This window comes from Pseudomonas sp. Irchel s3f7 (assembly GCF_900187615.1).
Classification (GTDB): Bacteria; Pseudomonadota; Gammaproteobacteria; order Pseudomonadales; family Pseudomonadaceae; genus Aquipseudomonas.
In genome coordinates this window covers 55,472-80,808 of the sequence record NZ_FYDO01000018.1, presented here as the reverse complement: position 1 = coordinate 80,808, position 25,337 = coordinate 55,472, and the positions used below count along the sequence as shown (strand labels likewise).

Sequence of the window (25,337 nt, the reverse complement as noted above, 5' to 3'; positions counted from 1 at the left end):
CGGCTTTATGCATTGTTATGCAATTGAGCATTTGTCTTCTCTGAAGAGAACACGCACTATTCGTTTATGCAAAAACGCAATGTTTCTACTGTCCTGAGAGCGCTGCTCGATCAGCACGGGATCTCCCCCACGGAGCTTCACCGTCGCACCGGCGTGCCTCAATCCACGCTCTCGCGGATTCTCGGCGGGAAGATTGTCGATCCGTCGGATAAACACATCTCGAAGATCGCCGAGTATTTTTGTGTGAGCACCGACCAATTGCGGGGGCGGGTGGATATCACGGCGGCCAACACTGCCGGGCGCGGTCAGTTGCACTCGGAGCTCAAGGACATAAGCCTGTGGGACGACGACACCCCGGTCGATGACGACGAGGTATCGGTGCCCTTTCTTCGTGAGGTTGAATTGGCCGCAGGGTCCGGACGCTTCGTCATTGAAGAGAGCGAGCGCTCTAGTCTGCGTTTCGGCAAGCGCAGCCTGCGTCATAACGGTGTGCAGTTCGATCAGGCCAAATGCGTGACGGTGCGCGGTAACAGCATGCTGCCTGTCCTGCGCGATGGCGCCACGGTCGGTGTGAATGCCGGCAAGTGTGGCATTGGCGATATCGTTGACGGCGACCTGTATGCGATCAATCACAATGGTCAATTGCGGGTGAAACAGCTGTACCGCCTGCCGACCGGGATTCGACTGCGCAGCTTCAATCGGGATGAGCATCCCGACGAGGATTACACGTTTCAGGATATCCAGGAGGAGCCAATCGTCATCCTCGGCCACGTTTTCTGGTGGGGTATGTACGCCCGCTAGCCTGTGCAGATGCTTGGATAAAACCGCCGCTTGTGCGGTTTTTTTTCGTCTGGGGAAAACATTGGCTTATCGGTTGTATGCGCTTGTGCATTGACTGAATATGCATCAATGCATACTCTTGTCGTCTGTCTGGCGAGAGTTGGCGACGACAGATCTGATTTTTCACCGGTTATCCAGGGAGGCTCGAAATGACCGCAGAGCAGTATGCGTTGTTGGATATGCCTCTTTGGCTGGTCATCACTCTGCCACTTCTTGGTGGCGTCGCCGGTGAAATGTGGCGTGCCGATAAAGACGGTGTGAGGGGTTGGCCCCTTGTCCGTCGCCTGACCTTGCGGTCGGGCTCCAGCATGATTTGCGGCGTGTCTGCGATCATGTTGCTGCACGCCGCGAATGTCTCGATCTGGGCCGTTTGTGCGGGCGGCTGTCTGACCGCGATGGCCGGAACGGACGTCGTTATCGGGCTTTATGAGCGTTGGACCGCCAAGCGTATAGGTGTTCCTGATCGTTCATCCCGTGACACGGCGGATTGATCCCCCGCGAGACCTTTTGCCAGAGCCTCCGATTCCTCACATTTTGATTGACCCTGCAGCTTGCAAGTGCGGTTTGCTCGTGTACGGTTAACCTCATTCCGCCCGATCAGGAGATGACTGTGAAAGAGATCACCCAACTGGCCGCTGAACTCGGCCGACACCTGCAGGTTCTCAATGCTCACGTCACCACGGCCGAGTCTTGCACCGGTGGCGGCATTGCTGAGGCAATCACCCGTATACCGGGGAGTTCGGCATGGTTCGAGGCCGGTTATGTCACCTACTCCAACCGACAGAAAACCCTGCAACTCGATGTCCCGGTGGAATTGTTCACCACGGTCGGGGCGGTCAGTCGTGAAGTGGTCGAGGCCATGGTCCGGGGCGCGCAGAAAAAAAACAGCGCGTATTTTTCCGTGGCCGTCAGTGGCATCGCCGGGCCGGATGGTGGAACGGCGAACAAGCCGGTCGGCACGGTGTGGCTGGCCTGGGGCGTGGGGGATGAGGTGTTCAGCGAGAGACAGCACTTCCCCGGTAACCGTGATGATGTCCGCCGACAAACGGTGAAGGCCGCGCTAGAGGGGTTGCTTCGCTATGCCGCGGCAGAAATCTCAAATCAGGGGTAGGCGATACCGAATCGCTGTGGAATAATACTGGCTACTTATACAGGTGTTGGCCGTAAGGCCTTATTGATTACGTGAGGACTTTAATGGACGACAACAAGAAGAAAGCCTTGGCTGCGGCCCTGGGTCAGATCGAACGTCAATTCGGCAAGGGTGCCGTAATGCGTATGGGCGATCAGGACCGTCAGGCGATCCCGGCCATTTCCACTGGCTCTCTGGGTCTGGACATTGCTCTCGGCATCGGCGGTCTGCCAAAAGGCCGTATTGTTGAAATCTACGGTCCTGAATCTTCCGGTAAAACCACACTGACCTTGTCCGTGATCGCCCAGGCTCAAAAAGCCGGCGCGACTTGCGCATTCGTCGACGCCGAACACGCCCTCGACCCTGAATACGCCGGCAAGCTGGGCGTCAACGTCGACGACCTGCTGGTGTCCCAGCCGGACACCGGCGAACAGGCCCTCGAAATCACCGACATGCTGGTGCGTTCCAACGCGGTCGACGTGATCATCGTCGACTCCGTGGCCGCCCTGGTGCCAAAGGCTGAAATCGAAGGCGAAATGGGTGACATGCACGTGGGCCTGCAAGCCCGTCTGATGTCCCAGGCGCTGCGTAAAATCACCGGTAACATCAAGAACGCCAACTGCCTGGTGATCTTCATCAACCAGATCCGTATGAAAATCGGCGTGATGTTCGGCAGCCCGGAAACCACCACCGGTGGTAACGCGCTGAAGTTCTACGCATCGGTTCGTCTGGACATCCGCCGCACTGGCGCGGTGAAAGAAGGTGATGAAGTCGTCGGTAGTGAAACCCGCGTCAAAGTCGTTAAGAACAAGGTGGCTTCGCCGTTCCGTCAGGCCGAGTTCCAGATTCTTTACGGCAAGGGTATCTATCTCAACGGTGAGATGATCGACCTGGGTGTTCTGCACGGTTTCGTCGAGAAGTCCGGTGCCTGGTATGCCTACAACGGCACCAAGATCGGTCAGGGCAAGGCCAACTCGGCCAAGTACCTGGCGGATAACCCGGATATCGCGGCCACCCTCGAGAAGCAACTGCGTGACAAGCTGCTGTCCCCTTCGTCGGTAGCAGACGCTAAAGCCTCTGCGGTCAAAGAGACCGAAGTCGATCTGGCTGACGCTGATATCTGATCGAAGCGATGACCGCCGTACTGGATACACTCGTCGCGGTGCGGCGAACCGCAATGGACCTGCTCGCGCGACGCGAGCACGGTCGAGTCGAGCTGACGCGTAAACTGCGTCAGCGCGGCGCCCTCCCTGAAATGATCGAAACAGCACTCGACCGCTTGACGGAAGAGGGCCTGTTGTCCGAAACCCGTTATCTCGAAAGCTTCGTTTCCTACCGCGCCCGTTCTGGTTACGGCCCTTTGCGTATTCGTGAAGAGTTGAGCCAGCGCGGCCTGCAACGTAGCGACATCGAACTCGCCTTGCGCGAAAGCGGAATCGACTGGCAGGCGCAACTGGCGGATACCTGGCGACGCAAGTTTTCCGGTGAAATACCGGTAGACGTGCGAGAACGCGCCAAGCAAGGCAGGTTCCTGGCGTATCGGGGATATTCCATGGAAATGATCAGCCGCCTACTCAGCGGCCGAGGGATGGACGATTGAATGAAACGGCTCGCTACTTGATAGCGGGCCGTTTTTTTATGCCTTCACGTAACTTTCGATGACTCCCGTGTACGTTCTTGCCCCTGGGGTTTGGTTTGTGCCCAGTTTTCCGGCAGGTTGATGTAGTCCACCAGTTCACGCAGTCGACCATGGTTACGAGCATTGAAGTTGAAGGCCAGGCGCACCAGGTGACTGAACTGCGCTTCGTCGTGTTCTTCGCCGTTGTAGGCATGCTGATGGAAATGCTCGCTCAGGCACAGGTCGGCAAACGCTTCCTGCATGTGTTCGAGTGCGCGCTCGCTGAGTGTATGGTTCATGCGAATCAAGTACTGATGCTTGAGCCAGCGGCTGGAGTGGAAGTTACTGTAGAACTGATTGATGTGATCAACCGCTTCTTCCACGCTGTAGACCAGTCTGACCAGCTTCATGTCGGTTGGCAGGATGTAACTGTTTTCCTCCAGTTGCTGGTGAATGAAGTCCAGCGCCCCTTGCCAGAATTTGCCGCCGGGTGCGTCCAGCAAAACCACCGGCACCAGCGGGCTCTTGCCGGTCTGGATCAGTGTCAGCACTTCCAGCGCTTCATCCAGCGTACCGAAACCTCCGGGGCACAGCACCAGCGCATCGGCTTCCTTGACGAAGAACAGCTTGCGGGTAAAGAAGAAGTGGAAGGGCAGCAGGTTGGTCGTGCCGTTGACGGTCGGGTTGGCGTGTTGTTCGAACGGCAGGGTGATGTTGAATCCCAAACTGTGGGTCAGGCCGGCCCCTTCATGTGCTGCGGCCATGATGCCGCCACCGGCACCGGTAATGACCATCAGATCGGAGCGTGCCAGGGCGGCGCCAAGCTCTCGGGCCATCGCGTACAACGGATGTTCGACCGGGGTGCGGGCCGAACCGAAAACAGTCACTTTGCGTCGCCCCCTGAACTGTTCGAGTACACGAAACGCATGCTCCAGTTCGCGCAGGGCTTGCAGGGTGATCTTGGCGTTCCAGCGGTTATGGTCTTCCTGGGCCATGCGCAGCACGGTCAGGATCATGTCGCGGTAAATCGGAATGTTCGGGCTGTTGGGTGAAACAAGGTTGAGTTGCTCTTCAACCTTGCTGATGAGGTCGTGGCCGCTTTCTTCGAAATGACGGCTCAGGAGGTCATTTGGTTGGTAAGGCATTCAACTTCTCCTTCTGCACAGAACCTTTGGCCCCGACAAGCTGCGTCGATGCCACGACACTTCATGTGTCGCTGTCTGCCCAGGCCCATGCCTGGGCGATCCACTCGACCCGAATGGCACGTCGGGTCATCCATACAGGCTCTGTTATTCCCTGGAATGAAAGAAACGTTCGCACAACATGTTGCGTTAGGGGGACTCTTTCCGGTCTCGAAAAGTGAACGGGACACTCTGAAATCTAGACCCTTGCAGTGATTTTCGCTGCCTTGATCATTGCGCCACAAAGTCTTTCCTGGCAACCGCTTAATGACCATTTGCAACGTGGTTTCACCGCTCGTCTGAACCCGCGCCGAGTGTCGGCGACTCTGGTTTACTAAGTTACAAGGGGCACGCGACAACTTTGCGTCAACGGCAGGGCGCACGACACAAGTGGTTCAAGGATTTATCGCTCGATACGAGTGAACGTGCAGGGAGGCGGGAAGCCATGACCAGAGTCATTCTGGAAATTGATACACAGCTGTATCAATTGCTGAAGTCATCAGCCGAGACCCATCATTTGAGCCTCGAAGAGGAGTGCTGCCGACGTTTGCAGCGCAGTGAGCATCGATCGCATTACTTGCAGGCATTGCTGGCAGAACTGCGCGCCGAGGATGAACAGCGACGCGCCAATTCCAATTGACTACTTTTTCTTCGGCGCCGCTTTCGGGCAATCCGATTCCTGGTAGCTGGCCGAGCCGATCGCACGGTTGGTCTTGACCTCGGTGAAGTCGTAACGCATAACCGCGCCCTTGGCCATCAACTTGCGGTAGGACGGGTTGTTGCAGACAGAAGCGCCAAGCTGGAAGTACACGGCCTTCGGGTCGGCGCGCATCTTGTCGGCGTGGCTGCTTTGTACGCTCAAGTGGTTGATCAATGTGTTGCCTTCGACGGTGTAGCCCTGATCGAGAATGTCTTCATTGATGGCCCGTGGAGTGCCGACGCTGCTTTGTGCGGCAACGTTTCGCAGCTCTCTGTTCAGATTCTGCTCACTCAAGGATGCGGCCTGAGCGTTGAAGGACGACGCCAGCAGAATGGCAGCGGTGGGAACGATAAGGCGCAGCATGAAACTCTCCTGGGGCGGTGATGGGTGGTTTGACCTATCACGTGACTGTGCGTTCAGTGGCGGCGAATTATAGGAGAGCAGGCCCGGACGGTACAGGCTTGCGCTAAACGGTCTGGTAAACTGCCCACTCTATTTGCCCTGCCGAGTGTTTTTCGTGTCGATTTTCCTTCCCCGCCGGTGTTGCCTGCGATGAGTCATGCCCCCAACGCCGTAGCCCGCCTGCGTGACCAGCGCGAAGAAGAAGGGATCAAGCCGATTCAGGCCCGTGGCTGGCGGGCACCGCGTTGCCACGACTGTCGGGTCATTCAGAGCCACTGCTTGTGTGCCTGGCGCCCCAAGGTCCAGTCTCGCTCCGGGGTTTGCCTGATCATGACCAACAAGGAAGTGTTCAAGCCGAGCAATACCGGTTGGCTGATCGCTGATGTGGTCGCTGACAACCATGCGTTCATCTGGTCTCGCACCGAAATCGATCCGCAATTGCTGGCGTTGTTGTCCGATCCGCAATGGCAGCCTTATCTGGTGTTCCCGGGTGAGTATGTTGCGCCGGAGCGCGTGACCAACAGCGTCGATGTCGACAGTGATAAACGCCCGCTCTTCATCCTGTTGGATGCGACCTGGACTGAAGCACGGAAGATTTTCCGAAAAAGTCCGTATTTCGATGGATTGCCGATACTCAGTCTGCTGCCCGAAAAACTGTCCCGCTACCGGTTGCGCCGGTCCACGCGAAGCGAGCACCTGTGTACGGCGGAAGTCGCGGCGTTGTGCCTTGATCTTGCCGGCGATACGGACGCGGCTTCAGCGCTGGACGCCTATTTCGACGTGTTCAGCCAGCATTATCTCGATGCCAAGCATCAGCTTGAAATGAACGTCTCGACCCCGGCCCATGCCGAGTTGATGCCCTATGTTCAGTCGACAACCCCAGTGCTGGACTGATTGTCGCGCATACTGCAATAAAGTGTAGTGGCCATGCTGCTTGACCACCCCGGCTTCGCTGGGCATGCTTGGCGCCGATTAGGTACGACCAGAGTTTTCAACGCCGTTTTTGGCGTTGAGCGTGCCTTGTCAGTGCAGCTGCGTGGCTGTGCCTGGCGTTGCTTTGGCGAGGCCCGAATGCATCGGGCTTTCCATGAAAAACAGGATCATTTGAATAATGGCCACATACGAAATCCTGATTGCCGATGACCACCCACTTTTTCGAAGTGCCTTGCATCAAGCGCTGACGTTGGGCCTTGGGCCGGATGTCCGTCTGGTGGAAGTGGCGAGCATTGCCGAACTGGAAACCCGCCTCACCGAAAAAGCCGATTGGGATCTGGTGCTGCTGGACCTGAACATGCCGGGCGCCTACGGTTTTTCCGGGCTGGTCCTGTTGCGTGGTCAGTACCCACAGATTCCGGTGGTCATGGTCTCGGCTCAGGAAGAGGCGACCATCATGGTCAAATCCCGTGAGTTCGGCGCCAGCGGCTTTATTCCAAAATCCAGCGATCTTGGGGTCATTCAGAAAGCCGTGCGTGCCGTACTCGACGGCGACGTTTTCTGGCCTCCGCAGGCGTTCGAAGCGGTCAGCGTTTCCGATGAAGCCAAGGCTGCCAGTGAAGGGCTTGCCAGCCTGACACCCCAGCAATTCCGGGTGCTGACCATGGTTTGCGAAGGCTTGCTGAACAAACAGATTGCTTATGAATTGAGTGTTTCCGAGGCGACCATCAAGGCGCACGTGACTGCGATTTTCCGTAAGCTGAATGTGCGGACCCGTACCCAGGCCGCGCTGCTCTTGCAACAACTTGAGTCAATTTCCAGCCATTGATGGTTGGCGGCTTCACGCTTTTTTGACTTTGGTTAATCTAGCTTTCCCACTTCTCTAAGTCAGTTGCCTACTCTATGTCACCTTTCAAAGGCCAGACCGGCCTTAAACGTATTCTCAACGCTTCCGGCTACTCGCTGGACGGCCTGCGCGCAGCTTTCACCGGTGAAGCCGCTTTTCGGCAACTGGTGTTGCTCAATGCCATCCTGATTCCGTTGTCGTTCTTCCTGAACGTCAGTCGAGTGGAGCAGGCGTTGCTGATTGCTGTCTGTCTGCTGGCGTTGATCGTCGAGTTGCTTAATTCGGCAGTGGAAGCGGCCATCGACCGTATTTCCCTTGAATTGCACCCGCTGTCCAAGAATGCCAAGGACATGGGCAGTGCCGCCCAATTCGTGGCGTTGAGCATGATCGCGCTGGTGTGGGCCGTTATTCTGCTTTAAGCGATGGTCGGCAACACGATCTCGTCGCTGCGCTGGACCCCGGCGGTGAAGGCGCGGCACAGATCGAGGAACTCGCGCATCGCCGAAGTCTGGTATTTCTGTTTGTGCCAGATGAAGTAGAACTGCCGCGACAGGTCCAGATCCGGCGTTTCCACCGCGACGAGACTGCCGCGGCGGAATGCATCGCGTAACGCCAGCCGCGAAATACAGCCAATCCCCAAACCAGACTCCACCGCGCGCTTGATCGCTTCGGTGTGCTCCAGCTCCAGGCGGACATTCAACGCGCTGCGATGGTGGCGCATGGCTTGGTCGAAAGTCAGCCGCGTGCCCGAACCTTGCTCTCGCAAAATCCATGCTTCGTGGCTCAGTTCGTCCATGGTCGCCGTGCCACGCTTGGCCAGCGGATGCTGCGGGGCGCAAAACACCACCAATTCGTCTTCGACCCAGCTCTGTACTTCGATGTCCGGGTGGCTGCAATCGCCTTCGATTAGACCCAGATCAATTTCATAGTGAGCCACTTGTTGCACGATATTGGCAGTGTTCTGCACGTGCAGCTTTACCTGGCTTTCCGGATGGCGCTGCATGAAGCTGCCGATCAGCAGGGTCGCCAGGTAGTTGCCGATGGTCAGCGTCGCGCCCACCGCCAGTGAGCCGAAACCCGATTTGCCATTGAGCAGGTCCTCGATTTCCTTGGCCTGGTCCAGCAGGGCGACAGCTTGCGGCAGCAATTGCCTGCCCAGCGCGTTGAGGCTCAGTCGTTTGCCGGCACGGTCGAACAACTGGCAGCTGCATTGGCGCTCCAGTTCGGTGATCGAGGTGCTCGCCGCCGATTGCGAGAGGTTGAGCAGGCCCGCAGCACGGGATACGCTCTCCTGCTGGGCGACGGCGACGAAGACTTGTAGTTGACGAAGAGTAAATCGCATATCGATATAACCGATAACCCTTATCTTAATAATCCAGTTAACAGATATTGTCGTCGCTATTAGAATGCGATGCAATTGCGCGCCGCAGCGCTCGTCCGAATGAGCTAGCGCAGACCTAATCTCCAGGAGTCCCACGTACATGAGCAACATGAACCACGAGCGTGTCCTCAGTGTTCATCACTGGAACGACACTCTGTTCAGCTTCAAGTGCACCCGCGATCCGGGCCTGCGCTTCGAGAACGGTCAGTTCGTGATGATCGGCCTGCAACAGCCCAACGGCCGCCCGCTTATGCGCGCTTATTCGATTGCCAGCCCGAACTGGGAAGAGCATCTCGAATTCTTCAGCATCAAGGTGCCGGATGGTCCGCTGACTTCCCAGTTGCAGCACCTGAAGGAAGGCGACGAGATCATCATCAGCAAGAAGCCTACCGGCACGCTGGTGCTGGATGACTTGAAGCCTGGCAAACACTTGTACCTGCTCAGCACCGGTACCGGTCTGGCGCCGTTCATGAGCGTCATCCAGGATCCGGAAACCTACGAGCGTTTCGAAAAAGTGATCCTGTGCCACGGCGTGCGTTACGTCAACGAAGTCGCCTACCGCGAGTTCATCACCGAGCACCTGCCGCAGAACGAGTTCTTCGGTGATGCGCTGCGTGACAAGTTGATCTACTACCCGACCGTTACCCGCGAGCCGTTCGAGAACGAAGGTCGCCTGACCGACCTGATGCGCAGTGGCAAGCTGTTCAGCGACATCGGCCTGCCGCCGATCAACCCGCAGGACGACCGCGCCATGTTGTGCGGCAGCCCGAGCATGCTCGACGAGACCAGCGAAGTACTGAACAGCTTCGGTCTGAAAGTCTCGCCGCGGATGCGCGAGCCGGGTGATTACCTGATCGAGCGTGCGTTCGTCGAGAAGTGACCGAAGGTCACCTGTAGGCGCTGGCTTGCCAGCGATGGCGTTCGTTCCGTCGACATCGGTGCTGAAATCAGACCGTTATCGCGCTCCTACAGGACACAACAAGAAAGCCCGCGCAGCCTGAGAAGGCAGCGCGGGCTTTTTCGTTTTTGCGGATTATGCGTTTGCGGGGATGACCTCAAGCACCCGAATCAATTCCGGTGTCGGGTAATGCCACCGCACATCCACGTCCCAGAACTGCGCGCCGTATTCTCTTTCCGGTGCGGGTGTCTGGTACGCCGGCCGCGGGTCTTGCGCCAGGCATTGTTCAATCAGCTCAACCAATGGTTCACCAAGACGCTGAGCGTGTCCGTGAGCCTGTTGCAGCGCTGAGTCTGCCCAATGCACGGTAATCAACTGCGGTGCCGCGCTGGCGATGCTGTTGGAGGCCGAATCGATGATGTCGGCGTAGGGCACGTAGGGTTTGATGTCGAGCACGGGAGTGCCGTCCAACAGGTCGATCCCGGAAATCCACAGACGATTGGCTTCGACTTTGTCCAGTTTGACCACAGACTGCCCGATGCCATTGGGGCGATGCGTCGCGCGCGTGGCGAACACACCCATGGATTTGTTGCCGCCGAGGCGAGGCGGGCGCACCTTCAAACGTGGCTTTTCTTCCAGGGCCTGATGGAACAGAAACAACAGCCAGACATGGCTGACCTGTTCCAGCCCCTGCACTGCATCCCCCTGATCAAAAGGCGCCACCAATTCCAGGACGCCACGTGCGGCCGGTGCCAGTTGCGGCTGGCGCGGAATCGCAAACTTTTCCTTGAAGCAGGAGTGCACGAAGCCGATGGGGGAAACGCTGTAAGTCATGGTCTGGAATCGCGGCGGGACGGAGGCGGGCATGATAACCCGCGATTGGCTGCAGCGTTATTCCAGCATCTTGCCGAGCAACCAGCTCCCCGCCGGGCCTGGCGGGTTCAAGCGCGACCACAGCGCCCCCACCGACACCGTTTTCGGCCAGCCGCGGACGTCCAGTTCCTGCAACGTGCCCGGGCCGAAGCGCTCCACCAGCCAGCGCGGCAATGGCGCCCAGCCGAACCCGCCCTGGGCCATTTCCAGCAGCATCAGATAACTTGGCGCCGACCAGACGCGGCCCTTCGCCCGACTTTCATACGGATTGACGATGGTCGCCAGACGCAACTCGCGGTGCTGATACAGCAGGTCCTGATTGATGTTTTTCTGCGTCGCCAGCGGGTGCCGGGGAGACGCGAACAAGGCAAATTCAGTGCGCTCGTCTACCGTCGAGCTGACCAGGTCCGGTGGATAACTGTCCTGCATTTCGGCGAATGCCACGTGCGCCCGGCCGCTTTGCACAAGGGCCACAAGGTCCTCGCATTCAGCGATCAGGCATTCGAGTTCAAGGTCCGGGTAACGCTGCTCGAAAGCACTGAGCGCGTCTTCGAAGCGGTCCGACTGATAGGTGTCGGAAAGTGCCACGGTCAATTTGGGCTCGACCCCTTGGGACAGTTGGCTGGCGGTCATTTCCAGCCGGCTGGTGGCCGCAAGAATCTCTTCGGCCCGTTGCAACATGACGTGCCCGGCCGGTGTCAGGCTGGGCTTGCGGCTGCTGCGGTCGAACAGGGTCAGGTTCAGATCGATCTCCAGGCTGGCAACTGCCGCGCTGATGGTCGACTGACTGCGGCCCAGTTTGCGCGCCGCAGCGGAGAACGAGCCTTGGGTCGCGGCTTCGACAAACGCCATCAGTACTTCGTGGGAGGCCATGAACTATCGCCTTGATCGATGGTTATTGGTTATGAAGTATCGGTGTGATGACGGATCATGACAACCACAGTCAGTCATCAAGTTGTTCAAGGAGTCAGGCCATGAGCGCCAACAAATCCATCACCGAACGAATTTTCCAGGCCATCGGCTTCGAACTGCTGGCCATCCTCATTTGTACGCCGTTGCTGGCGTGGATCATGGACAAACCCATGCTGGAAATGGGCATGGTGACCGTCCTCATTGCCGCCCTGGCCCTGGGCTGGAACGTGGTGTTCAACGGGATGTTCGACCGTGCGCTCAAACGCTTTGCCATTGCCCATAACGCCTGGACCCGCGTTGTGCATGCGTTGCTGTTTGAAGGCGGCTTGGTGGCGATGGGTGTGCCGCTGATTGCCTGGTGGCTGAGTGTCAGCCTGTGGCAGGCATTTTTGCTGGACATCGGCGTGTTGCTGTTCTTCCTGCCGTACACCTACATCTATCACTGGGTGTATGACGTGGTGCGGGAGCGGATGTTGGTGGTTCGCGAAGTTTGCTGAGTTGTATGTTTGTGGCGAGGGAGCTTGCTCCCGTTCGATTGCAAAGTAATCGGAAAAAGGGACCGCTTTGCGCTCCAGCGGGAGCAAGCTCCCTCGCCACAGGGTTTTATGCAGTGTTCATGTTTACAAAAACATCCCGCCTGACGCTTCCACGCGCTGCCCATTGATCCACTGGCTTCCCGGCGCCAACAGCAGCGCAATCGCGGCACCAATGTCATCCGGCAAACCGGCGCGACCCAGCGCGGTGTTGTTCGCCACGAGGGTGTTCAGCGCGGAGTTGTCCCGAACCGCTCCACCACCGAAATCCGTTTCGATCGCACCGGGTGCCAGGATGTTCGCCGTGATGTTGCGGGCACCCAGTTCCTTGGCCTGGTAACGCGTCAGCACTTCCATCGCACCCTTCATCGCTGCATAGGCGCTATGACCCGGCAGGCTGAAACGGGCGAGGCCGCTGGAAATGTTGATGATGCGTCCACCGTCATTGATCAATGGCAACAAATTTTGCGTGAGGAAGAACGGTCCCTTGAATTGGATGTTCACCAGCAAATCGAACTGTTCGACGGTGGTGTCGACGAAGTTCGCATGCAGTCCGATCCCGGCGTTGTTGATCAGGAAATCGAAGTGCTCGCGGTCGAAATGATTGCGCAAGACCTGCGCGACCTCGCTGCTGAAGGCCGCGAAGCTTTCACTCTGGCCGACATCCAGTTGCAGCATCACGGCGCGACCACCAAGGCTTTCAACTTCCGCCACCAGCGCCCGTGCTTCATCGGCACGGCTGTTGTAGGTGCCGATGATGTCGATGCCCTGGGTGACCAGGTGCAGGGCGGCATTCTTGCCGAGGCCGCGGCTGGCGCCGGTGATCAGTGCGATTTTACGGTTCATGGGGCTTCCTCTTTTGCAGTGGGCGGTTGATGTGAGGAAGTTTATTTATCCGCTGAGGGGTGATAAACAGGGTGAAATCGGAATCACTGGTCGGATAATCCGAACAATTGCAGGGCGAACCATGAACAAACTGGAACTGTTGCGCACCTTTGTCCGGGTCAGCGAAATGTCGAGTTTCACGTTGGCTGGAGAAAGTCTTGGCTTGCCCCGGTCAACGGTCTCAGAGCATGTGCAGGCGCTGGAAGCGTTGCTCGGTGCCCGTCTGCTGCAACGCACCACGCGCAAGGTCCAGGCGACGCAGGATGGTCTGGTGTTGTACGAGCGCAGCAAGGATCTGCTGTCGCACATGGATGAAATCGAGGGCCTGTTTCGTCAGGACGAGGCGTCGCTGGTTGGTCGGATTCGTATCGACCTGCCGAATATTCTGGCCCGTCGTTTGGTGATGCCGCGCCTGCCGGAATTCATGGAGCGTCATCCGCTGCTTGAGCTGGAAATCAGCAGCACCGATCGCCGGGTCGACTTGCTCGCCGAAGGGTTTGATTGCGTGCTGCGGATCGGTGCGCAACAGGATCAATCGGTGGTGGCGCGGCATCTGTGTGACTTGGGCATGATCAATTGCGCCAGCCCGGAATACTTGCGGCGTCATGGCATGCCGCAACGACTTGAAGACCTGGCGCAGCATCGACTGGTGCATTACGTCGGCGTGCTGGGCTCGCGCTCGGAAGGTTTTGTCTACGTGGACGAAAGCCAGGTGCAGCGAGTGCCGATGATTGGCAGCGTCACGGTCAACAGCACCGATGCCTATGAGTCAGCGTGTCTGGGGGGATTCGGTTTGATCCAGGCGCCGAGGATGGGCATGCAAAAGTATTTGCGCCGCGGTGAGTTGGTGGAGGTGTTGCCGCAGTTCAACGCACCGTCATTGGGGGTGTCGTTGCTTTATGCCCGGCAACGGCATTTGCCGCTGCGGGTAAGGGTGTTCATGGTTTGGTTGGGGGAGGTGATTAGATCTGCCGTGTGACATGGAGCCCTATGGGAGCAAGCTCGCTCCTACAGAATACTCCGGCGTTTAGTAATCCTGTCGCTTGCGAAATGCCCAGCGTCCGGCAATCACGGTGAACGTCGCCACCAGCGCCACCAGAATCCAGAAGCCTTCCGGATCCTGGGAAAGCGGTACGCCGCCGACGTTCATGCCGAAGAAACCGGCGATGATGTTAATCGGCAAGGCCAGCACCGTCACCACTGTCAGGGTAAACAGTGTGCGGTTACTTTGTTCGTTGAGGTTGGCGGCGATTTCTTCCTGCAACAGCTTGATCCGCTCACCCAGCGCCGTGAGGTCGTTGATGATCAGCGCAAACTCCTCGGTAGATTTGCGCAACTCCTTCACGTCCTCTTTTTGCAGCCATTGCGGTGGACGGTTGAGCAGGCGCAGCAACGAGCCCGGCTCCAGCGCCAGCAGGCGTTGCAGGCGCACCAACACCCGTCGATTGGCGCCTAGCTCTGCGCGGTTGTTCGACAGTCGCGAGGACAGCAATTCGTCTTCGATCTGATCCACGCTCAGGCTGGTCTTGCGCACGATCTGGGTCAGCACCTCGCCCTGGTCGCGCAGCAGATGCACCAGCAATTCCAGCGGCGAACGAAAGCGTTCACCTGCCTTCACCGACGAGCGCAATTTGTCCACCGAGTGCAGCGGTTGCAGGCGGGCGCTGATGATCAGCCGACGACGGGCGCACACCCACAACGTCGAGACGTCGGAGGAGACCATGCTGCTGAGGTTGAACACCACGTCGTTGACCACCGCCAGCAGCGTCGAGTCGACGTGCTCGATGCGCGTCGAACGCGAGCCCTCATGCAGCGCTTCGAAAAACTCATTGGGTAACTCCAGATGACTTTTCATCCAGCGCTCGCACGCGGCGTGGGCGAGGTTCAGGTGCAGCCACAGAAATTGCTCGTCGTCTTCCGGATGTTGCAGGCATCGCAACGCCTCGGCCGAATCGATCTCCCGGCCGCGTTCGCCGGGGCGAAAACTGAACCCGTAAAGCAGGCCGAACAGATCCGGGTCGCGATGGCTTTGATCGATGCTGTGGTTCATGAGAGCTCGCAAAGGGAAACGCCTGTCGCAGGATTTACAGGTTCACGTGAGCGGCATCATCGCAAGCGAGGATGACGTTTTTGTGACTGAAAAATAACTGCGAACGGTTGCGGTAGGGACTGTCGCTTTTCCTCAAGAACCGCTTTGGCAGCATCGCCAGCACCAACCTGGACAACGTGCAGCGCACTGCATGGCTTGTCGGGGCAGTTGAATGAAGTGACGGCACGACTGAGCGCGTGATGACTTGAACGATCACGCAGGCGCAAAAAAGCCGCAAGATCCGAAAATCGTGCGGCTTTTTGTTGTGTGACAAAATCACATCTTCCCGGGCCTTGTAGGAGCCGGCTTGCTGGCGATCCAGGCAACGCGGTCATCAAGTTGATCGCGTCATCGTTCATCGCCAGCAAGCCGGCTCCTACAAAGCGGTGTGCATCAGTCGTCTTTTTTGTTCTTCAGAACTTCGCCGGTCGCGGCGTTCAGATCAACGTCCCATTCAACGCCTTTGGCGTCTTTGAGTTCGACTTCGTACTCGAAACCGTTGAAGTGGTTGTCCAGGTCGCTGTCGGCAATGGTGGCGCCCGGGTGCAGCTTCAGGACGATCTGGTTCAGCTCTTCCAGCGGCTTGATCTTGCCGTCCTTGACCAACTGAGGAATCTGGTCGACAGGAACATCGGCCTGGGCCAAACCAGCGGTGAGGGTCAGGGCAGCGGCGGTGAACAGGGCAGTCAGAGTCTTCATGATGTCTTTCCTTGTTGAGCTGTTTAAGTGAAATCAGGTTAGCCGGTGTAACTTAATCCACCCTTAAATTCTTCTACATGTCTTGCATCAACTTCTGTGGGAACGTGGCTGCCCGCAAAGAGGCCGTCAGCTCCAACATCAATGTTGACTGACATTGCGCTATCGCGGGCAAGCCACGCTCCTACAGGTTTTGCGTCGTCCTTTTAATAGCCGTTGTTCTGCAGGACTTGCGCCACGCTGGCGGGGGCCGGGCGTTTGTAGAACTTCAGCAGTTCGCTGGCGCGGTTGGTGAAGATGCCGTCGACACCAGCGTCCATGACTTTCTGATAATCAACCACCTCGTCGATGGTGTAGACGTGCACCAGCAGGCCCTGATCGTGGGTGTACTGGTTCATCCACGGTTGCACCAGGTCCGAGTAACTCTGATCGCCACCTTGGGTGAGCGCAGCGGACGGGCCGGTGCCGATAGCGCCCTGGGTCTTGGCGTAGTCGACCCAACGCTGGAACTCGGCTTTGTCCTTGGGTTGCTGTTTGGCGTAGTAGGCGGCTTTGTCTTTCTCGCCGGACTGGGCAAACGAGACCGTCGATTGCGGTTCGATGCTGCCTTCGCCGACCCACAACAACAGGATTTTCGGCACTTGCGGCATTTCCTTTTGCAGCAGTTCGAGGCTGTTTTTCTCGAAGGTTTGCAGGATCACCTTGCCTTTGCCTTGACCGACTGCGAGCTCGCTTTTCGCCAGCTTCGAACCTGCCGGGCTGAGCCAGCCACGGGTTTGCAGTTTCTGTTTCAGATCATGTTCGATGCCGGGAAATTGCTTGGGCTCCTTGGTTTCGATGTACAGGCCGGGCTTGTGCTGCGAGTTGCCTTGGGCGATGTCGATAATTTCATCGAGGGTCAGAATTTTCAGGCCGGCGTAGGACGGGCGAGCGCGATCCGGGTGCGCGGTGTTGAACCAGCTGCCGGCATCGAGGGTTTTCAGCTCGGCCATGGTAAACGCGTTGGCCGGGCTGTCCTTGCGCTCGGGGAATTTGCTGGCAACGTCGGTGGTGCGCTGCAGGTTGTTATCGTGCAGGGCGAACAGCACGCCGTCCTTGCTGCGTTGCAGGTCCAGTTCCAGGTAATCGGCACCCAGGTCGCGGGCGAGTTTGTATGCGGCGGCGGTGGATTCCGGTGCATCGAAAGACGCGCCACGGTGGGCGATCACCGCCGGGTGCGGGATGCCCAAACCAGAGGCCAGAGCCGTAGGGCTTGGTTCGCTGGCCGCCTGAGCCTGACTGAGGCCAAGCAGCAAACCCAGGAGCAGGGCGCTTTTAGTGAAGGTTGCAGACATGGTCGAGATCCTTTCGCGATGATTTTCAAAGACGTCCCTTTTAACAACTGAGTGTTGCGGGCGCTATCGCGAGACCGACATAAACGTGCTTAAAGCTGATTTTCGTCAGCGCTTTTGTGTGCTTGTTTGCAGTACGCTTGTGCGCAACGTCCCCGGCAGAGGGACATCGCCATGCCTGCTCTGCGTGTAAACCAACGATCACCCCAGTGAGGTTTACCATGCGCATCACTTCCCAGCTCATCTGCCAGGCTGCCGACGAGCTCAAAGGTTTCGTCGGCCTCAACCGCAAGACCGGCCATTACATCGTGCGCTTCAGCGAAGATTCGTTCGGCATGGACGTGGCGGATGACGGCATCATCCCCACCAGCGAATTTGTCTGGGCTGCCGGCCCGTCGCAGTCGATGACCCTCAAACGCGATTTGATTCAACTGCTGCTGGACCAGAACATCGATGACCGGATCAACATCACCGAACCGTTGCGCGTGTACATGAATCGTCGGGATGTGCCGGAGATTTCAGCGGTGCGGAGTTTGGTGCGGGGCTGAGGTTTTGTGGTGATTGGACGGGCCTCATCGCTAGCAGGCTAGCTCCCACACTGGATCTGTGGCGCTCATAAATCCCCAGTGGAAGCTACTTGCGAGCGATGGCGGCCCGCTCTGAAATACATTGCAACGGTAAACTTGAGAGTCACGGCCGCTTTATTCAGCAGCCGAACTTGTCATTTATCACTGCTGGTAACAGGCCAGAAACATATCCAGCGCCGACTCCACCACCGTGCTTTGCATCTCAGCCGACAAGCTGGGCATGCCCATAGAAATCTGTGGCCAGAATGCAAAGGATTTGAGCAGCCCCTGAACTTGCTGCGCAGCAAATTCGGGGGCAATCGCTTTCAAGCGCCCATCGGCTTGGGCGGCGCGAATCCATACGGTCAGGCCTTCTTCCCGCTCGCCCATGCGCGCCACCATGTTCTGGGCACGTTCAGGGGAATGGATCGTCGCCGCGATCGCTACCCGTGCCAGATCGAGAAAGTTGTCGTCGCTCAACATCTGCAACTTTTCCATCAGCCGTTGGCGTAACTGGTCGCGCAGTGGCACGTCCGGGCGGTAGGACGTCTCCTGTTTTGCTGTCACCCGCGTCCATAACTGATTGAGAATTTCGGCGAACAATTCTTCCTTGCTGGGGAAATGGTTGTACACCGTGCGCTTCGACACACCGGCCGTGGCAGCAATCTTGTCCATGCTGGTGGTTTCGAAACCGTTGTCGCGGAACTCGACAATCGCCGCCTGAATGATGGCTTCGCGTTTTCGGTCAGTGAGGCGCTGTGGAGCTGTCATAAATACGCTTCGGCAGGAGGAACATGAAAATTACACTCGGAAGTTTACTTGGCATCGGCTTTGATGCAACCTTGAAACTACACTGGGCAGTGTAATGTTTTGTTAATCCAGCCCAGCAAAAATAGAGTGTTCGGCTGATGCGTGCGTGCTTTGGCCATTTATCGTCCCAAACGGAAAATCGTGTTGCGTGCGGTTTTTCTGGAGTCATTCAGTCATGGCCAATTCAACGTCCCCGGCGGAAAACGCCTCCCCACCAGAAGCCTCTCGACAGGCTCAAGGGCAGTACCAAAACCACACGCCGATTCGGCGTTTGAGTTTCGGCAAAACCATCAACATCCTGTGGAACGCCATTTTCAATAAACCGCGCAACACTCGCCCGAGCGCGCCGGTGCCGGTACAACCCCTGACTCAAGCGGCACTGATCGCTGCGCCAAACCACAGCGTCTACCGACTCGGCCATTCCACGGTATTGCTCAAGTTGCGCGACAAGTTCTGGATCACCGACCCGGTCTTCGCTGAGCGCGCCTCACCGATTCAATGGGCCGGCCCCAAGCGTTTCCACCAGCCGCCCATCAGCCTGGAAGACTTACCACCGATCGAAGCGGTGATCCTGTCCCACGACCACTACGATCACCTGGATCATGCGGCCGTGTTGAAACTGGCGGACAAGACCCAACACTTCCTGACACCGCTGGGCGTGGGCGACACCTTGATCAAATGGGGCATCGACGCCAGCAAAGTCCGTCAATTCGATTGGTGGCAAGGCACAGAAATCGATGGCATCCAATTCATCGCCACGCCGTCACAACACTTTTCCGGCCGTGGCCTGTTCGATGGCAACAGCACCCTCTGGGCGTCGTGGGTAATGATCGACGACGACACGCGTATTTTCTTCAGCGGCGACAGCGGCTATTTCGATGGCTTCAAACGCATCGGCGAACAGTACGGCCCGTTCGACCTGACCCTGATGGAAACCGGCGCCTACAACGTCGACTGGCCGCACGTGCACATGCAACCCGAACAAACCCTGCAAGCCCACCTCGACCTCAAGGGCCGCTGGCTGTTTCCGATCCACAACGGCACGTTCGACCTGTCGACCCACGCCTGGTACGAACCCTTCGACCGCATCCTGGCTTTGGCCTGGGAACGCAACGTATCAATCACCACACCGCAGATGGGCGAGGCGTTCAACCTGATGCATCCAAAGCGTGGTGAGGCTTGGTGGTTAGCGATGGAAGAGGAGAGTGAACGGGTGGTGGTGCAGAACACGTAAAGGGTTAGGTGAATTGTTTGCCTCAGCAAAAAACCACTTCAATTCGGCCCGCTTTGCGTGAGCGCGGGGCCGGTTTGACTACGATCTGCACGTCGCGCCCGAGCAACAAAAGACATTCCATCATCTTGGCTTCACTGATCCCGCGAAACTTTCCTCGCAACATCTCAGAAAGTTTGGGCTGCGACAGGCCCAAAATTTCTGATGCCTGAACCTGGGTCAAATGGCGAGCCTTGATGATTTCTCCAATTTTTGCAGCCAATTGGGATTTGACCCGCATCTCATTGGCATCGGGTGTCCCGAGGTCGTGGTAGACGTTCCCGCTGCTTTCTTCGATTTCAACCATTTCCTGATCCTTTCGCGTGGTCCTGCGCGGCTTGCAGTCTTTTCCTGATCAGATCGATATCGCACTGTGCAGTCTTGATACCTGCTGTCGACTTCTTCTGAAAACAGTGCAGAACATAAATGGAGCTACCAATACTGACGGTGTAAACGGCGCGGTAAGTATTGGTATCGAAGTCCTCAATCAATTCCAGGACTCCGGCACCGCCAAAGCCCTTCAGAGGCTTGGCATCCGGGTGCTTTTTACCGCTTTGCGCCAGATCGAGAGCGTGGCCAAAAACGTCCTGTACATCTGCGGGCATCTGCTTGAGGTCTTTTTTGCTGCTGCTAACCCACAGGAGTGGCTTCCTTGTACTCATGCGAAAATATACCCAAATAGGAATAATCGTCAATCGATGCTTTTTTTACTCCACCATCGCAAAATCCGCCCGCCCAACCGGGTTCGGCGTAGACCCTCTCACATTCATCCCGCGCCCCGGTGCAAACCCCGGGAAGAACACCAAACCCTCCGATTCAAACCGATAGGCCAGCGTCAACCGCGTGACATCCAGCACGTCCTGACGCGCCTCGAAACGCTCAATCGCATCCGCCGAAACCCCGGCTTCCCGCGACAACGTTTCCACGCTCCAGCCCAGCATTGCTCGGGCCTGGGCGCAGTGGGCCGGGGTGAATTGGAAGAGGGCGATACGTTCCAGGGTGATTTTCATCGCTTGAGAGGCCATGGTGTTCTCCGGGCTCGAGAGTGTTGATTCAAAATATACTGTGTTTTTGTACAGTTGTTTTGAGCCCGAATCAAATGCAATTTTTGATTTGTCTTTTCAGTCAGACAAACGGCACGGCGCTTATTTGTCCGCCAACCCCAGCGCCTCCCGCACGATAAAGTGATCCAGATTCTCGATATTGGCGCTGAACACCCCGAACGTCTGCTCGGGGTTTTTCTTGCTCGGCACCTGCTTCAACTCCGGCGTCACCCCATAGAAAAAGCAATACAACGCCTGCCCGCTCTCGATCGCGTGCTTGATCTCCTCGAGGAACGCCTTGCGCTTGCGGTAGGTGTCGATCAACTTCTTGCTCAGGTAAACATTGACCGAATAGGGCTTCTTCTCGAACCAGACCTTCTTCTCGAAATCGATGCGAAAGCTCTGGGTGTAGTCCTTGATCTGCTTGATCTTGCCCCAGTAAATCAGGCCCTTGTTGTCTTGCAGATACTCGATTTTCTTGAAGAACGAGGCATAGGGCGCGGTGTGCTCGCCAATCTTCAGCGGCATGCGCTTGAGCAGTTCCTTGTCTTCGAAATTCGACACGAAGCATTCCACCGGGTGGGCGAAGACGCTGGTCTTGTCGGGGGCTGAGTCGCGGCTTGGCTGATCGGCGTTGCTGATCGCCGAAGGAACCACTGGCTTATCCCGTTGAGCGTCTGCACCTTCCACCGGACTGGACGGCTTACGTACATATTCACGCCGAGTCAGTAACAATTCCGACGGGAAATGTTCCTCGCGACTGTCATCCGTTTCCGCCTCCACACCCGACGCCGGCGCCTTCAGGCTGACATAAGGACAGCCCTCGACATGCCGCGTACTCGGCAGGTTCTTGAAGTGTGGCGTGCGCACGTAATTCACATTTTTGGCGTTGAACGTCCCCAACGTATTCGCCGCATCGAAGGCTGAGCGACAGGTATCATTGGGGCACTGGAAGTGTTCCTTGGCCGAGTCGAACGCCACCGTTTCGTCAAAATTCAGATCACGTACGTCATAGATCGACAGCTTGTCGTTGAGGCTGAGGCAGTAGGCGAGGTCGAATTTCATGGTGGGGTTCTTTGTCCTTTAAGTGATCAGCTTATGGCGCGTTCCGGGCAATAGCTACACTCAGGTCATTTCGCCGCCGCTGTGCACGGTTGCGGCATGACACACTGATTATTAAGGGCGAAACCATGAGCCAGACAGATGATTCGCCTCCACTCCCGGAACCGGGCCGGATAGCCCGCAGGGATGAACAGACCGGTTGGCGCCGTTGGCTGCCGGGGCTGATCATGCTGCGCGAATACCAATTGAGTTGGTTGCGTTACGACATCGTGGCCGGTCTGGTGCTGACCACGATGCTGGTGCCCGTCGGCATTGCCTATGCGGTGGCCTCGGGCGTGCCCGGCATTTATGGCCTGTACGCGACCATCGTTCCACTGCTGGCCTACGCCTTGTTCGGGCCCAGTCGTATTCTGGTGATGGGGCCGGACTCCTCCCTGGTGGCGGTCATCCTGGCGGTCATCATTCCACTCTCCGGGGGCGACCCGCAGCGCGCCGTCGCGTTGGCGGGCATGATGGCGCTGGTCTCGGGAGCGGTGTGCATCCTGGCCGGTCTGGCGCGTCTGGGATTCATCACCGAGCTGCTCTCCAAACCGATCCGCTATGGCTACATGAACGGCATCGCGCTGACCGTATTGATCAGCCAAATGCCGAAAATGTTCGGTTTCTCGATTGACTCCGACGGCCCATTGAGAAACATCTGGGCCATCGTTACAGCGGTGATGGACGGAAAAACCAACTGGACCACCTTCGTGGTGGGCGGTCTTACCCTCGCGGTCATCCTGCTACTCAAACGCTGGCCGCGACTGCCGGGCATCCTGATCGCCGTGGTTGGCGCAACCGTCGCCGTGGGCGTGCTCGACCTGGCGACACGCGCCGGTGTGTCGGTCCTCGGCTCACTTCCGCAAGGCTTGCCCGGGTTCGCCATCCCCTGGATCACCCGCGCCGACATCGTCCCGGTGCTGATTGGCGGTTGCGCTGTCGCCCTCGTCTCGTTCGCCGACACCAGCGTGCTCTCCCGCGTTTATGCGGCGCGGACCCGCACCTACGTCAACCCGAATCAGGAAATGGTGGGCCTCGGCGTCGCGAACCTCGCCGCCGGTTTGTTCCAGGGCTTCCCCATCAGCAGCAGCTCGTCCCGAACCCCCGTGGCCGAAGCCGCTGGCGCCAAAACCCAACTGACCGGCGTGGTCGGCGCACTGGCGGTCGCCTTGCTGTTGGTGGTCGCCCCGGACCTGCTGCAACATCTACCGTCCAGCGCACTGGCCGCCGTCGTGATCGCCTCGGCCATCGGCCTGATCGAGATCAGCGACCTACGCCGGATCTACCGCATCCAGCGCTGGGAATGCTGGCTGTCGATCGTCTGCACCGTCGGCGTGGCCGTATTCGGCGCCATCGAAGGCATCGGCCTGGCCATCGTGATAGCAATCATCGAATTCCTCTGGGACGCCTGGCGCCCGTACTCCGCCGTACTGGGCCGCGCCGACGGCGTAAAGGGCTACCACGACATCAAACGCTACCCCGACGCCCACCGAATCCCCGGCCTGGTCCTATTCCGCTGGGACGCCCCGCTGTTTTTCGCCAACGCCGAACAATTCAACGACCGAGTCCTGGACGCCGTCGCCGCATCCCCCACACCCGTGCGCTGGCTGGTAGTCGCCGCCGAACCGGTCACCAGCGTCGACGTGACCTCCGCCGACATGCTGGCTGAGCTGGACGACACGTTACATGCGGCGGGTATCGAGTTGTGCATTGCCGAGATGAAAGACCCGGTAAAGGACAAGCTGAAGCGGTTCGGGTTGTTTGCACGGTTGGGGGAGACGGCGTTTTTTCCAACGATTGGGACGGCTGTGGATAGTTATGTGGCGAATTATGGGGTGGGTTATGAGGAGGGGGAGGAGGGGCGTTGAGGGATGGTTGTCTGGAGACCTACGAAATCACTTGTACCACTTTTGAAAGGCCATTTTTGACAGACGGTCATCTCGTTACCTTGCCTATCGAAAATCGCCAGCTTAGGCTAGCTTAGCTAATCTTTTGGAGGTGTCCTATGAATGAAGTGGTGCAGGTAAATATGCACGAGGCGAAGTCCCAGCTTTCGCAACTCGCCGAACGTGTATGGCGTGGTGACAAAGTGGTAATTGCCAAGGCAGGTAAACCTTATCTGGATCTTCTTCCTCATGTCGAAACGCCTCGGGCGCGCAAGCCTGGGCGTTTGAAAGGGAAAATCCGGATGTCAGCTGATTTCGACAAAACCCCTGAGGACATCATTGATGGATTCGAGGGCAGCCTATGAGGCGCTTGCTGTTGGATACCCATGCGTTTCTTTGGTGGTTGTCCGATGACCCAGCACTGGGTGCAGAAGCTCGACAGATTATGAGTGAGCCGCGTAATCAGGTACTGGTAAGCGCCGCTTCGATCTGGGAGATATCGATCAAACAGGCTAAAGGAATGCTGGAGGCTCCAGCGGATCTTGAAGTGCTCGTTGAGGACGAAGGTTTTACCAAACTGCCGATTTCGCTGTTTCATGGACAGCAGGCGGGCAAGTTACCAGAGATTCATCGCGACCCGTTTGATCGGATGTTGATTGCCCAAGCCCAGGCGGAAGGGCTGGAGCTGGTCACAGCGGACGGGATTATTCCGCAGTATGGGGTTCGGGTGGTTTCGGCAAAGTTGTGAGGGCACTGAGGTTTTTCAAACCCACCGCTACCCCCTGTAGGAGCGAGCCTGCTAGCGATGGCGCCAGCCTTGGCTCCAACGATCTCAACGAACGGAGTTACGCCTAGCAACAGACTGCTATTTCTCACGTTCCAGCCGTTTCACCTTCTCATACAAAAACACGGTGAATGCATCTTTATCACCCGAATGATGACAGCGACGATGACAGTTCGGGCACAGCGCAACGGCATTGCTCGTCCGATCAGAACCTTTATGCGCCAAATGCTTAACGTGGTGAACCTCAAGAAACGGCGAGCCGTCCTTTTCAAACGGTGCGGGCTGATCACAGCCTTCACAGATGCCTTTGGCATTCTGTCGAATCCAGGCTCTGACTTCAGGGTCGCGGATGTAAGTGATGCAAGAATTCACCAGGTATCACGATAATCAAATGAAATTTGGTAGTCATAGGCGTTCAACACGATAGCGTGTTGAAAATGAGGTTGAATGATATCGACCCAATCTTCACCAACATTAAAGCCACCATTATTAATAGTGTTGTCCACGGACAGGCCGAGGGCTTCAAGTATTGAAGCGTCATCTCCTAAATCCGAAGAGTATTCCTCGCCTTGAAAAACCTCGGTTTTTTTGTCATACCAATCCAACGTTAGCTTGAGTCCCATCGTCGT

General features: G+C 57.5%; 33 protein-coding genes and 1 pseudogene. 17 read left to right on the top strand and 17 right to left on the bottom strand.

Translation table 11 applies throughout. From position 1 onward, the window contains the following. Positions 1-66: 66 nt before the first annotated feature. The 5 genes from CKW19_RS17055 (at position 67) to recX (ending at position 3,569) form a co-directional block, all read left to right on the top strand. Positions 67-801, top strand: coding sequence for an XRE family transcriptional regulator (locus CKW19_RS17055; protein WP_095058894.1), 735 nt, complete (start codon positions 67-69; stop codon positions 799-801). A 188-nt stretch (positions 802-989) separates the two neighbouring features. Beyond that, complete coding sequence (locus CKW19_RS17050) at positions 990-1,331, top strand: phage holin family protein (RefSeq protein ID WP_095058893.1); 342 nt, start codon at positions 990-992, stop codon at positions 1,329-1,331. A gap of 119 nt (positions 1,332-1,450) precedes the next feature. Continuing rightward, positions 1,451-1,951 carry a CinA family protein gene (locus tag CKW19_RS17045; RefSeq protein WP_095058892.1) on the top strand — a complete coding sequence of 167 codons (501 nt, stop codon included), beginning with the start codon at positions 1,451-1,453 and terminating at the stop codon, positions 1,949-1,951. 83 nt (positions 1,952-2,034) lie between these two features. Continuing rightward, positions 2,035-3,093, top strand: a complete 1,059-nt coding sequence (recA, locus tag CKW19_RS17040; RefSeq protein WP_095058891.1) for a recombinase RecA — start codon at positions 2,035-2,037, stop codon at positions 3,091-3,093. A gap of 8 nt (positions 3,094-3,101) precedes the next feature. Then, positions 3,102-3,569, top strand: a complete 468-nt coding sequence (gene recX, locus CKW19_RS17035; RefSeq protein ID WP_095058890.1) for a recombination regulator RecX — start codon at positions 3,102-3,104, stop codon at positions 3,567-3,569. Positions 3,570-3,613: 44 nt separating this feature from the next. Here the strand turns inward: recX and CKW19_RS17030 are convergent, their stop codons facing one another. Beyond that, positions 3,614-4,732, bottom strand: coding sequence for a TIGR00730 family Rossman fold protein (locus CKW19_RS17030; protein ID WP_095058889.1), 1,119 nt, complete (start codon positions 4,730-4,732; stop codon positions 3,614-3,616). A gap of 481 nt (positions 4,733-5,213) precedes the next feature. Here CKW19_RS17030 and CKW19_RS17025 point away from each other — a divergent pair, with 481 nt between their 5' ends. Continuing rightward, on the top strand, positions 5,214-5,408 hold the full coding sequence (locus CKW19_RS17025; protein WP_095058888.1) for a hypothetical protein: 195 nt from the start codon (positions 5,214-5,216) through the stop codon (positions 5,406-5,408). On the opposite strand, the gene CKW19_RS17020 is transcribed toward CKW19_RS17025, so the two are convergent. Next, the gene (locus tag CKW19_RS17020) at positions 5,409-5,831 is read right to left on the bottom strand and encodes a PA3611 family quorum-sensing-regulated virulence factor (RefSeq protein WP_095058887.1); all 423 of its coding nucleotides are present in this window, start codon (positions 5,829-5,831) and stop codon (positions 5,409-5,411) included. A 189-nt stretch (positions 5,832-6,020) separates the two neighbouring features. On the opposite strand from CKW19_RS17020, the gene CKW19_RS17015 reads away from it, so the two are divergent. From CKW19_RS17015 to CKW19_RS17005, 3 genes are all read left to right on the top strand, one after another. Beyond that, positions 6,021-6,764 (top strand): tRNA-uridine aminocarboxypropyltransferase, encoded by a 744-nt coding sequence (locus CKW19_RS17015; protein ID WP_095058886.1) that lies wholly within the window; start codon positions 6,021-6,023, stop codon positions 6,762-6,764. 217 nt (positions 6,765-6,981) lie between these two features. Continuing rightward, positions 6,982-7,632 carry a response regulator transcription factor ErdR gene (erdR, locus tag CKW19_RS17010; RefSeq protein WP_095058885.1) on the top strand — a complete coding sequence of 217 codons (651 nt, stop codon included), beginning with the start codon at positions 6,982-6,984 and terminating at the stop codon, positions 7,630-7,632. A 74-nt stretch (positions 7,633-7,706) separates the two neighbouring features. Next, complete coding sequence (locus CKW19_RS17005; RefSeq protein ID WP_007907286.1) at positions 7,707-8,069, top strand: diacylglycerol kinase; 363 nt, start codon at positions 7,707-7,709, stop codon at positions 8,067-8,069. Here CKW19_RS17005 and CKW19_RS17000 read toward each other — a convergent pair. Continuing rightward, positions 8,066-8,992: a LysR family transcriptional regulator gene (locus tag CKW19_RS17000; RefSeq protein WP_095058884.1), complete on the bottom strand. Its 927-nt coding sequence runs from the start codon at positions 8,990-8,992 to the stop codon at positions 8,066-8,068. The two genes, CKW19_RS17005 and CKW19_RS17000, sit on opposite strands and share 4 nt — an antisense overlap. A 139-nt stretch (positions 8,993-9,131) precedes the next feature. Here CKW19_RS17000 and fpr point away from each other — a divergent pair, with 139 nt between their 5' ends. After that, entirely contained in the window at positions 9,132-9,911 is a 780-nt protein-coding gene (gene fpr, locus CKW19_RS16995; protein WP_008054100.1) for a ferredoxin-NADP reductase, read from the top strand. A gap of 153 nt (positions 9,912-10,064) precedes the next feature. Here the strand turns inward: fpr and tsaA are convergent, their stop codons facing one another. Then, the gene (gene tsaA / locus CKW19_RS16990) at positions 10,065-10,763 is read right to left on the bottom strand and encodes a tRNA (N6-threonylcarbamoyladenosine(37)-N6)-methyltransferase TrmO (RefSeq protein WP_095058940.1); all 699 of its coding nucleotides are present in this window, start codon (positions 10,761-10,763) and stop codon (positions 10,065-10,067) included. Between the two features lie 57 nt (positions 10,764-10,820). After that, entirely contained in the window at positions 10,821-11,675 is an 855-nt protein-coding gene (locus CKW19_RS16985; RefSeq protein WP_095058883.1) for a LysR family transcriptional regulator, read from the bottom strand. Positions 11,676-11,776: 101 nt separating this feature from the next. Between CKW19_RS16985 and CKW19_RS16980 the strand changes: the two genes are divergently transcribed. Continuing rightward, positions 11,777-12,211 carry a multidrug/biocide efflux PACE transporter gene (locus CKW19_RS16980; protein ID WP_095058882.1) on the top strand — a complete coding sequence of 145 codons (435 nt, stop codon included), beginning with the start codon at positions 11,777-11,779 and terminating at the stop codon, positions 12,209-12,211. Between the two features lie 123 nt (positions 12,212-12,334). Here CKW19_RS16980 and CKW19_RS16975 read toward each other — a convergent pair whose 3' ends face one another. Then, positions 12,335-13,093 (bottom strand): SDR family NAD(P)-dependent oxidoreductase, encoded by a 759-nt coding sequence (locus CKW19_RS16975; protein WP_095058881.1) that lies wholly within the window; start codon positions 13,091-13,093, stop codon positions 12,335-12,337. A gap of 121 nt (positions 13,094-13,214) precedes the next feature. Here CKW19_RS16975 and CKW19_RS16970 point away from each other — a divergent pair, with 121 nt between their 5' ends. Then, positions 13,215-14,111, top strand: coding sequence for a LysR family transcriptional regulator (locus tag CKW19_RS16970; RefSeq protein ID WP_095058880.1), 897 nt, complete (start codon positions 13,215-13,217; stop codon positions 14,109-14,111). A 48-nt stretch (positions 14,112-14,159) separates the two neighbouring features. Here the strand turns inward: CKW19_RS16970 and CKW19_RS16965 are convergent, their stop codons facing one another. The 4 genes from CKW19_RS16965 to CKW19_RS16955 all read right to left on the bottom strand — a co-directional run bounded on the left by CKW19_RS16965 (position 14,160) and on the right by CKW19_RS16955 (position 17,251). Then, complete coding sequence (locus tag CKW19_RS16965; RefSeq protein WP_095058879.1) at positions 14,160-15,182, bottom strand: transporter; 1,023 nt, start codon at positions 15,180-15,182, stop codon at positions 14,160-14,162. A 56-nt stretch (positions 15,183-15,238) separates the two neighbouring features. Beyond that, positions 15,239-15,589, bottom strand: coding sequence for a hypothetical protein (locus tag CKW19_RS28870; protein WP_177408822.1), 351 nt, complete (start codon positions 15,587-15,589; stop codon positions 15,239-15,241). Positions 15,590-15,614: 25 nt separating this feature from the next. Continuing rightward, entirely contained in the window at positions 15,615-15,920 is a 306-nt protein-coding gene (locus tag CKW19_RS16960; RefSeq protein ID WP_095058878.1) for a PepSY domain-containing protein, read from the bottom strand. Positions 15,921-16,123: 203 nt separating this feature from the next. Continuing rightward, positions 16,124-17,251 (bottom strand): glycerophosphodiester phosphodiesterase, encoded by a 1,128-nt coding sequence (locus CKW19_RS16955; RefSeq protein WP_095058877.1) that lies wholly within the window; start codon positions 17,249-17,251, stop codon positions 16,124-16,126. A 218-nt stretch (positions 17,252-17,469) separates the two neighbouring features. Here CKW19_RS16955 and CKW19_RS16950 point away from each other — a divergent pair, with 218 nt between their 5' ends. Beyond that, on the top strand, positions 17,470-17,796 hold the full coding sequence (locus CKW19_RS16950; RefSeq protein WP_095058876.1) for a DUF2025 family protein: 327 nt from the start codon (positions 17,470-17,472) through the stop codon (positions 17,794-17,796). Positions 17,797-17,976: 180 nt separating this feature from the next. Here the strand turns inward: CKW19_RS16950 and CKW19_RS16945 are convergent, their stop codons facing one another. Continuing rightward, positions 17,977-18,585, bottom strand: a complete 609-nt coding sequence (locus CKW19_RS16945) for a TetR/AcrR family transcriptional regulator (protein ID WP_095058875.1) — start codon at positions 18,583-18,585, stop codon at positions 17,977-17,979. Between the two features lie 214 nt (positions 18,586-18,799). On the opposite strand from CKW19_RS16945, the gene CKW19_RS16940 reads away from it, so the two are divergent. Further along, the gene (locus CKW19_RS16940; RefSeq protein WP_095058874.1) at positions 18,800-19,858 is read left to right on the top strand and encodes an MBL fold metallo-hydrolase; all 1,059 of its coding nucleotides are present in this window, start codon (positions 18,800-18,802) and stop codon (positions 19,856-19,858) included. Positions 19,859-19,880: 22 nt separating this feature from the next. Here CKW19_RS16940 and CKW19_RS16935 read toward each other — a convergent pair whose 3' ends face one another. The 4 genes from CKW19_RS16935 to CKW19_RS16920 form a co-directional block, all read right to left on the bottom strand. After that, positions 19,881-20,201 carry a helix-turn-helix domain-containing protein gene (locus tag CKW19_RS16935; protein ID WP_095058873.1) on the bottom strand — a complete coding sequence of 107 codons (321 nt, stop codon included), beginning with the start codon at positions 20,199-20,201 and terminating at the stop codon, positions 19,881-19,883. Continuing rightward, the gene (locus tag CKW19_RS16930) at positions 20,194-20,556 is read right to left on the bottom strand and encodes a type II toxin-antitoxin system RelE/ParE family toxin (RefSeq protein WP_095058872.1); all 363 of its coding nucleotides are present in this window, start codon (positions 20,554-20,556) and stop codon (positions 20,194-20,196) included. The genes CKW19_RS16935 and CKW19_RS16930 overlap by 8 nt, the downstream gene beginning before the upstream one ends. 45 nt (positions 20,557-20,601) lie before the next feature. After that, positions 20,602-20,919 carry a hypothetical protein gene (locus CKW19_RS16925; RefSeq protein WP_095058871.1) on the bottom strand — a complete coding sequence of 106 codons (318 nt, stop codon included), beginning with the start codon at positions 20,917-20,919 and terminating at the stop codon, positions 20,602-20,604. A gap of 120 nt (positions 20,920-21,039) precedes the next feature. Beyond that, positions 21,040-22,002: a hypothetical protein gene (locus CKW19_RS16920; RefSeq protein WP_095058870.1), complete on the bottom strand. Its 963-nt coding sequence runs from the start codon at positions 22,000-22,002 to the stop codon at positions 21,040-21,042. Positions 22,003-22,127: 125 nt separating this feature from the next. Between CKW19_RS16920 and CKW19_RS16915 the strand changes: the two genes are divergently transcribed. The 3 genes from CKW19_RS16915 to CKW19_RS16905 all read left to right on the top strand — a co-directional run bounded on the left by CKW19_RS16915 (position 22,128) and on the right by CKW19_RS16905 (position 24,672). Further along, positions 22,128-23,906, top strand: a complete 1,779-nt coding sequence (locus CKW19_RS16915) for a SulP family inorganic anion transporter (RefSeq protein WP_095058869.1) — start codon at positions 22,128-22,130, stop codon at positions 23,904-23,906. 137 nt (positions 23,907-24,043) lie between these two features. Continuing rightward, positions 24,044-24,289 (top strand): type II toxin-antitoxin system Phd/YefM family antitoxin, encoded by a 246-nt coding sequence (locus tag CKW19_RS16910; protein ID WP_095058868.1) that lies wholly within the window; start codon positions 24,044-24,046, stop codon positions 24,287-24,289. A gap of 11 nt (positions 24,290-24,300) precedes the next feature. Beyond that, positions 24,301-24,672: a type II toxin-antitoxin system VapC family toxin gene (locus CKW19_RS16905; RefSeq protein WP_256580349.1), complete on the top strand. Its 372-nt coding sequence runs from the start codon at positions 24,301-24,303 to the stop codon at positions 24,670-24,672. A 117-nt stretch (positions 24,673-24,789) separates the two neighbouring features. On the opposite strand, the pseudogene CKW19_RS16900 reads toward CKW19_RS16905, so the two are convergent. Together CKW19_RS16900 and CKW19_RS16895 are read right to left on the bottom strand one after the other, a co-directional pair. Next, a pseudogene (locus tag CKW19_RS16900) lies at positions 24,790-25,065 on the bottom strand (HNH endonuclease); the annotation flags it as partial. An 11-nt stretch (positions 25,066-25,076) separates the two neighbouring features. Next, positions 25,077-25,331: a colicin E3-like toxin immunity protein gene (locus CKW19_RS16895; protein WP_095058865.1), complete on the bottom strand. Its 255-nt coding sequence runs from the start codon at positions 25,329-25,331 to the stop codon at positions 25,077-25,079. Positions 25,332-25,337: the final 6 nt, after the last annotated feature.

What these genes read in the sequence shown, in the direction of transcription:
- CKW19_RS17055 (WP_095058894.1), top strand. Translation starts at nt 67, where the DNA reads ATGCAAAAACGCAATGTTTCTACTGTCCTGAGAGCGCTGCTCGATCAG.
- CKW19_RS17050 (WP_095058893.1), top strand. Translation starts at nt 990, where the DNA reads ATGACCGCAGAGCAGTATGCGTTGTTGGATATGCCTCTTTGGCTGGTC.
- recA (WP_095058891.1), top strand. Translation starts at nt 2,035, where the DNA reads ATGGACGACAACAAGAAGAAAGCCTTGGCTGCGGCCCTGGGTCAGATC.
- recX (WP_095058890.1), top strand. Translation starts at nt 3,102, where the DNA reads ATGACCGCCGTACTGGATACACTCGTCGCGGTGCGGCGAACCGCAATG.
- CKW19_RS17030 (WP_095058889.1), bottom strand. Translation starts at nt 4,732, where the DNA reads ATGCCTTACCAACCAAATGACCTCCTGAGCCGTCATTTCGAAGAAAGC.
- CKW19_RS17025 (WP_095058888.1), top strand. Translation starts at nt 5,214, where the DNA reads ATGACCAGAGTCATTCTGGAAATTGATACACAGCTGTATCAATTGCTG.
- CKW19_RS17020 (WP_095058887.1), bottom strand. Translation starts at nt 5,831, where the DNA reads ATGCTGCGCCTTATCGTTCCCACCGCTGCCATTCTGCTGGCGTCGTCC.
- CKW19_RS17015 (WP_095058886.1), top strand. Translation starts at nt 6,021, where the DNA reads ATGAGTCATGCCCCCAACGCCGTAGCCCGCCTGCGTGACCAGCGCGAA.
- erdR (WP_095058885.1), top strand. Translation starts at nt 6,982, where the DNA reads ATGGCCACATACGAAATCCTGATTGCCGATGACCACCCACTTTTTCGA.
- CKW19_RS17005 (WP_007907286.1), top strand. Translation starts at nt 7,707, where the DNA reads ATGTCACCTTTCAAAGGCCAGACCGGCCTTAAACGTATTCTCAACGCT.
- CKW19_RS17000 (WP_095058884.1), bottom strand. Translation starts at nt 8,992, where the DNA reads ATGCGATTTACTCTTCGTCAACTACAAGTCTTCGTCGCCGTCGCCCAG.
- fpr (WP_008054100.1), top strand. Translation starts at nt 9,132, where the DNA reads ATGAGCAACATGAACCACGAGCGTGTCCTCAGTGTTCATCACTGGAAC.
- tsaA (WP_095058940.1), bottom strand. Translation starts at nt 10,763, where the DNA reads ATGACTTACAGCGTTTCCCCCATCGGCTTCGTGCACTCCTGCTTCAAG.
- CKW19_RS16985 (WP_095058883.1), bottom strand. Translation starts at nt 11,675, where the DNA reads ATGGCCTCCCACGAAGTACTGATGGCGTTTGTCGAAGCCGCGACCCAA.
- CKW19_RS16980 (WP_095058882.1), top strand. Translation starts at nt 11,777, where the DNA reads ATGAGCGCCAACAAATCCATCACCGAACGAATTTTCCAGGCCATCGGC.
- CKW19_RS16975 (WP_095058881.1), bottom strand. Translation starts at nt 13,093, where the DNA reads ATGAACCGTAAAATCGCACTGATCACCGGCGCCAGCCGCGGCCTCGGC.
- CKW19_RS16970 (WP_095058880.1), top strand. Translation starts at nt 13,215, where the DNA reads ATGAACAAACTGGAACTGTTGCGCACCTTTGTCCGGGTCAGCGAAATG.
- CKW19_RS16965 (WP_095058879.1), bottom strand. Translation starts at nt 15,182, where the DNA reads ATGAACCACAGCATCGATCAAAGCCATCGCGACCCGGATCTGTTCGGC.
- CKW19_RS16960 (WP_095058878.1), bottom strand. Translation starts at nt 15,920, where the DNA reads ATGAAGACTCTGACTGCCCTGTTCACCGCCGCTGCCCTGACCCTCACC.
- CKW19_RS16955 (WP_095058877.1), bottom strand. Translation starts at nt 17,251, where the DNA reads ATGTCTGCAACCTTCACTAAAAGCGCCCTGCTCCTGGGTTTGCTGCTT.
- CKW19_RS16950 (WP_095058876.1), top strand. Translation starts at nt 17,470, where the DNA reads ATGCGCATCACTTCCCAGCTCATCTGCCAGGCTGCCGACGAGCTCAAA.
- CKW19_RS16945 (WP_095058875.1), bottom strand. Translation starts at nt 18,585, where the DNA reads ATGACAGCTCCACAGCGCCTCACTGACCGAAAACGCGAAGCCATCATT.
- CKW19_RS16940 (WP_095058874.1), top strand. Translation starts at nt 18,800, where the DNA reads ATGGCCAATTCAACGTCCCCGGCGGAAAACGCCTCCCCACCAGAAGCC.
- CKW19_RS16935 (WP_095058873.1), bottom strand. Translation starts at nt 20,201, where the DNA reads ATGGTTGAAATCGAAGAAAGCAGCGGGAACGTCTACCACGACCTCGGG.
- CKW19_RS16930 (WP_095058872.1), bottom strand. Translation starts at nt 20,556, where the DNA reads ATGAGTACAAGGAAGCCACTCCTGTGGGTTAGCAGCAGCAAAAAAGAC.
- CKW19_RS16925 (WP_095058871.1), bottom strand. Translation starts at nt 20,919, where the DNA reads ATGGCCTCTCAAGCGATGAAAATCACCCTGGAACGTATCGCCCTCTTC.
- CKW19_RS16920 (WP_095058870.1), bottom strand. Translation starts at nt 22,002, where the DNA reads ATGAAATTCGACCTCGCCTACTGCCTCAGCCTCAACGACAAGCTGTCG.
- CKW19_RS16915 (WP_095058869.1), top strand. Translation starts at nt 22,128, where the DNA reads ATGAGCCAGACAGATGATTCGCCTCCACTCCCGGAACCGGGCCGGATA.
- CKW19_RS16910 (WP_095058868.1), top strand. Translation starts at nt 24,044, where the DNA reads ATGAATGAAGTGGTGCAGGTAAATATGCACGAGGCGAAGTCCCAGCTT.
- CKW19_RS16895 (WP_095058865.1), bottom strand. Translation starts at nt 25,331, where the DNA reads ATGGGACTCAAGCTAACGTTGGATTGGTATGACAAAAAAACCGAGGTT.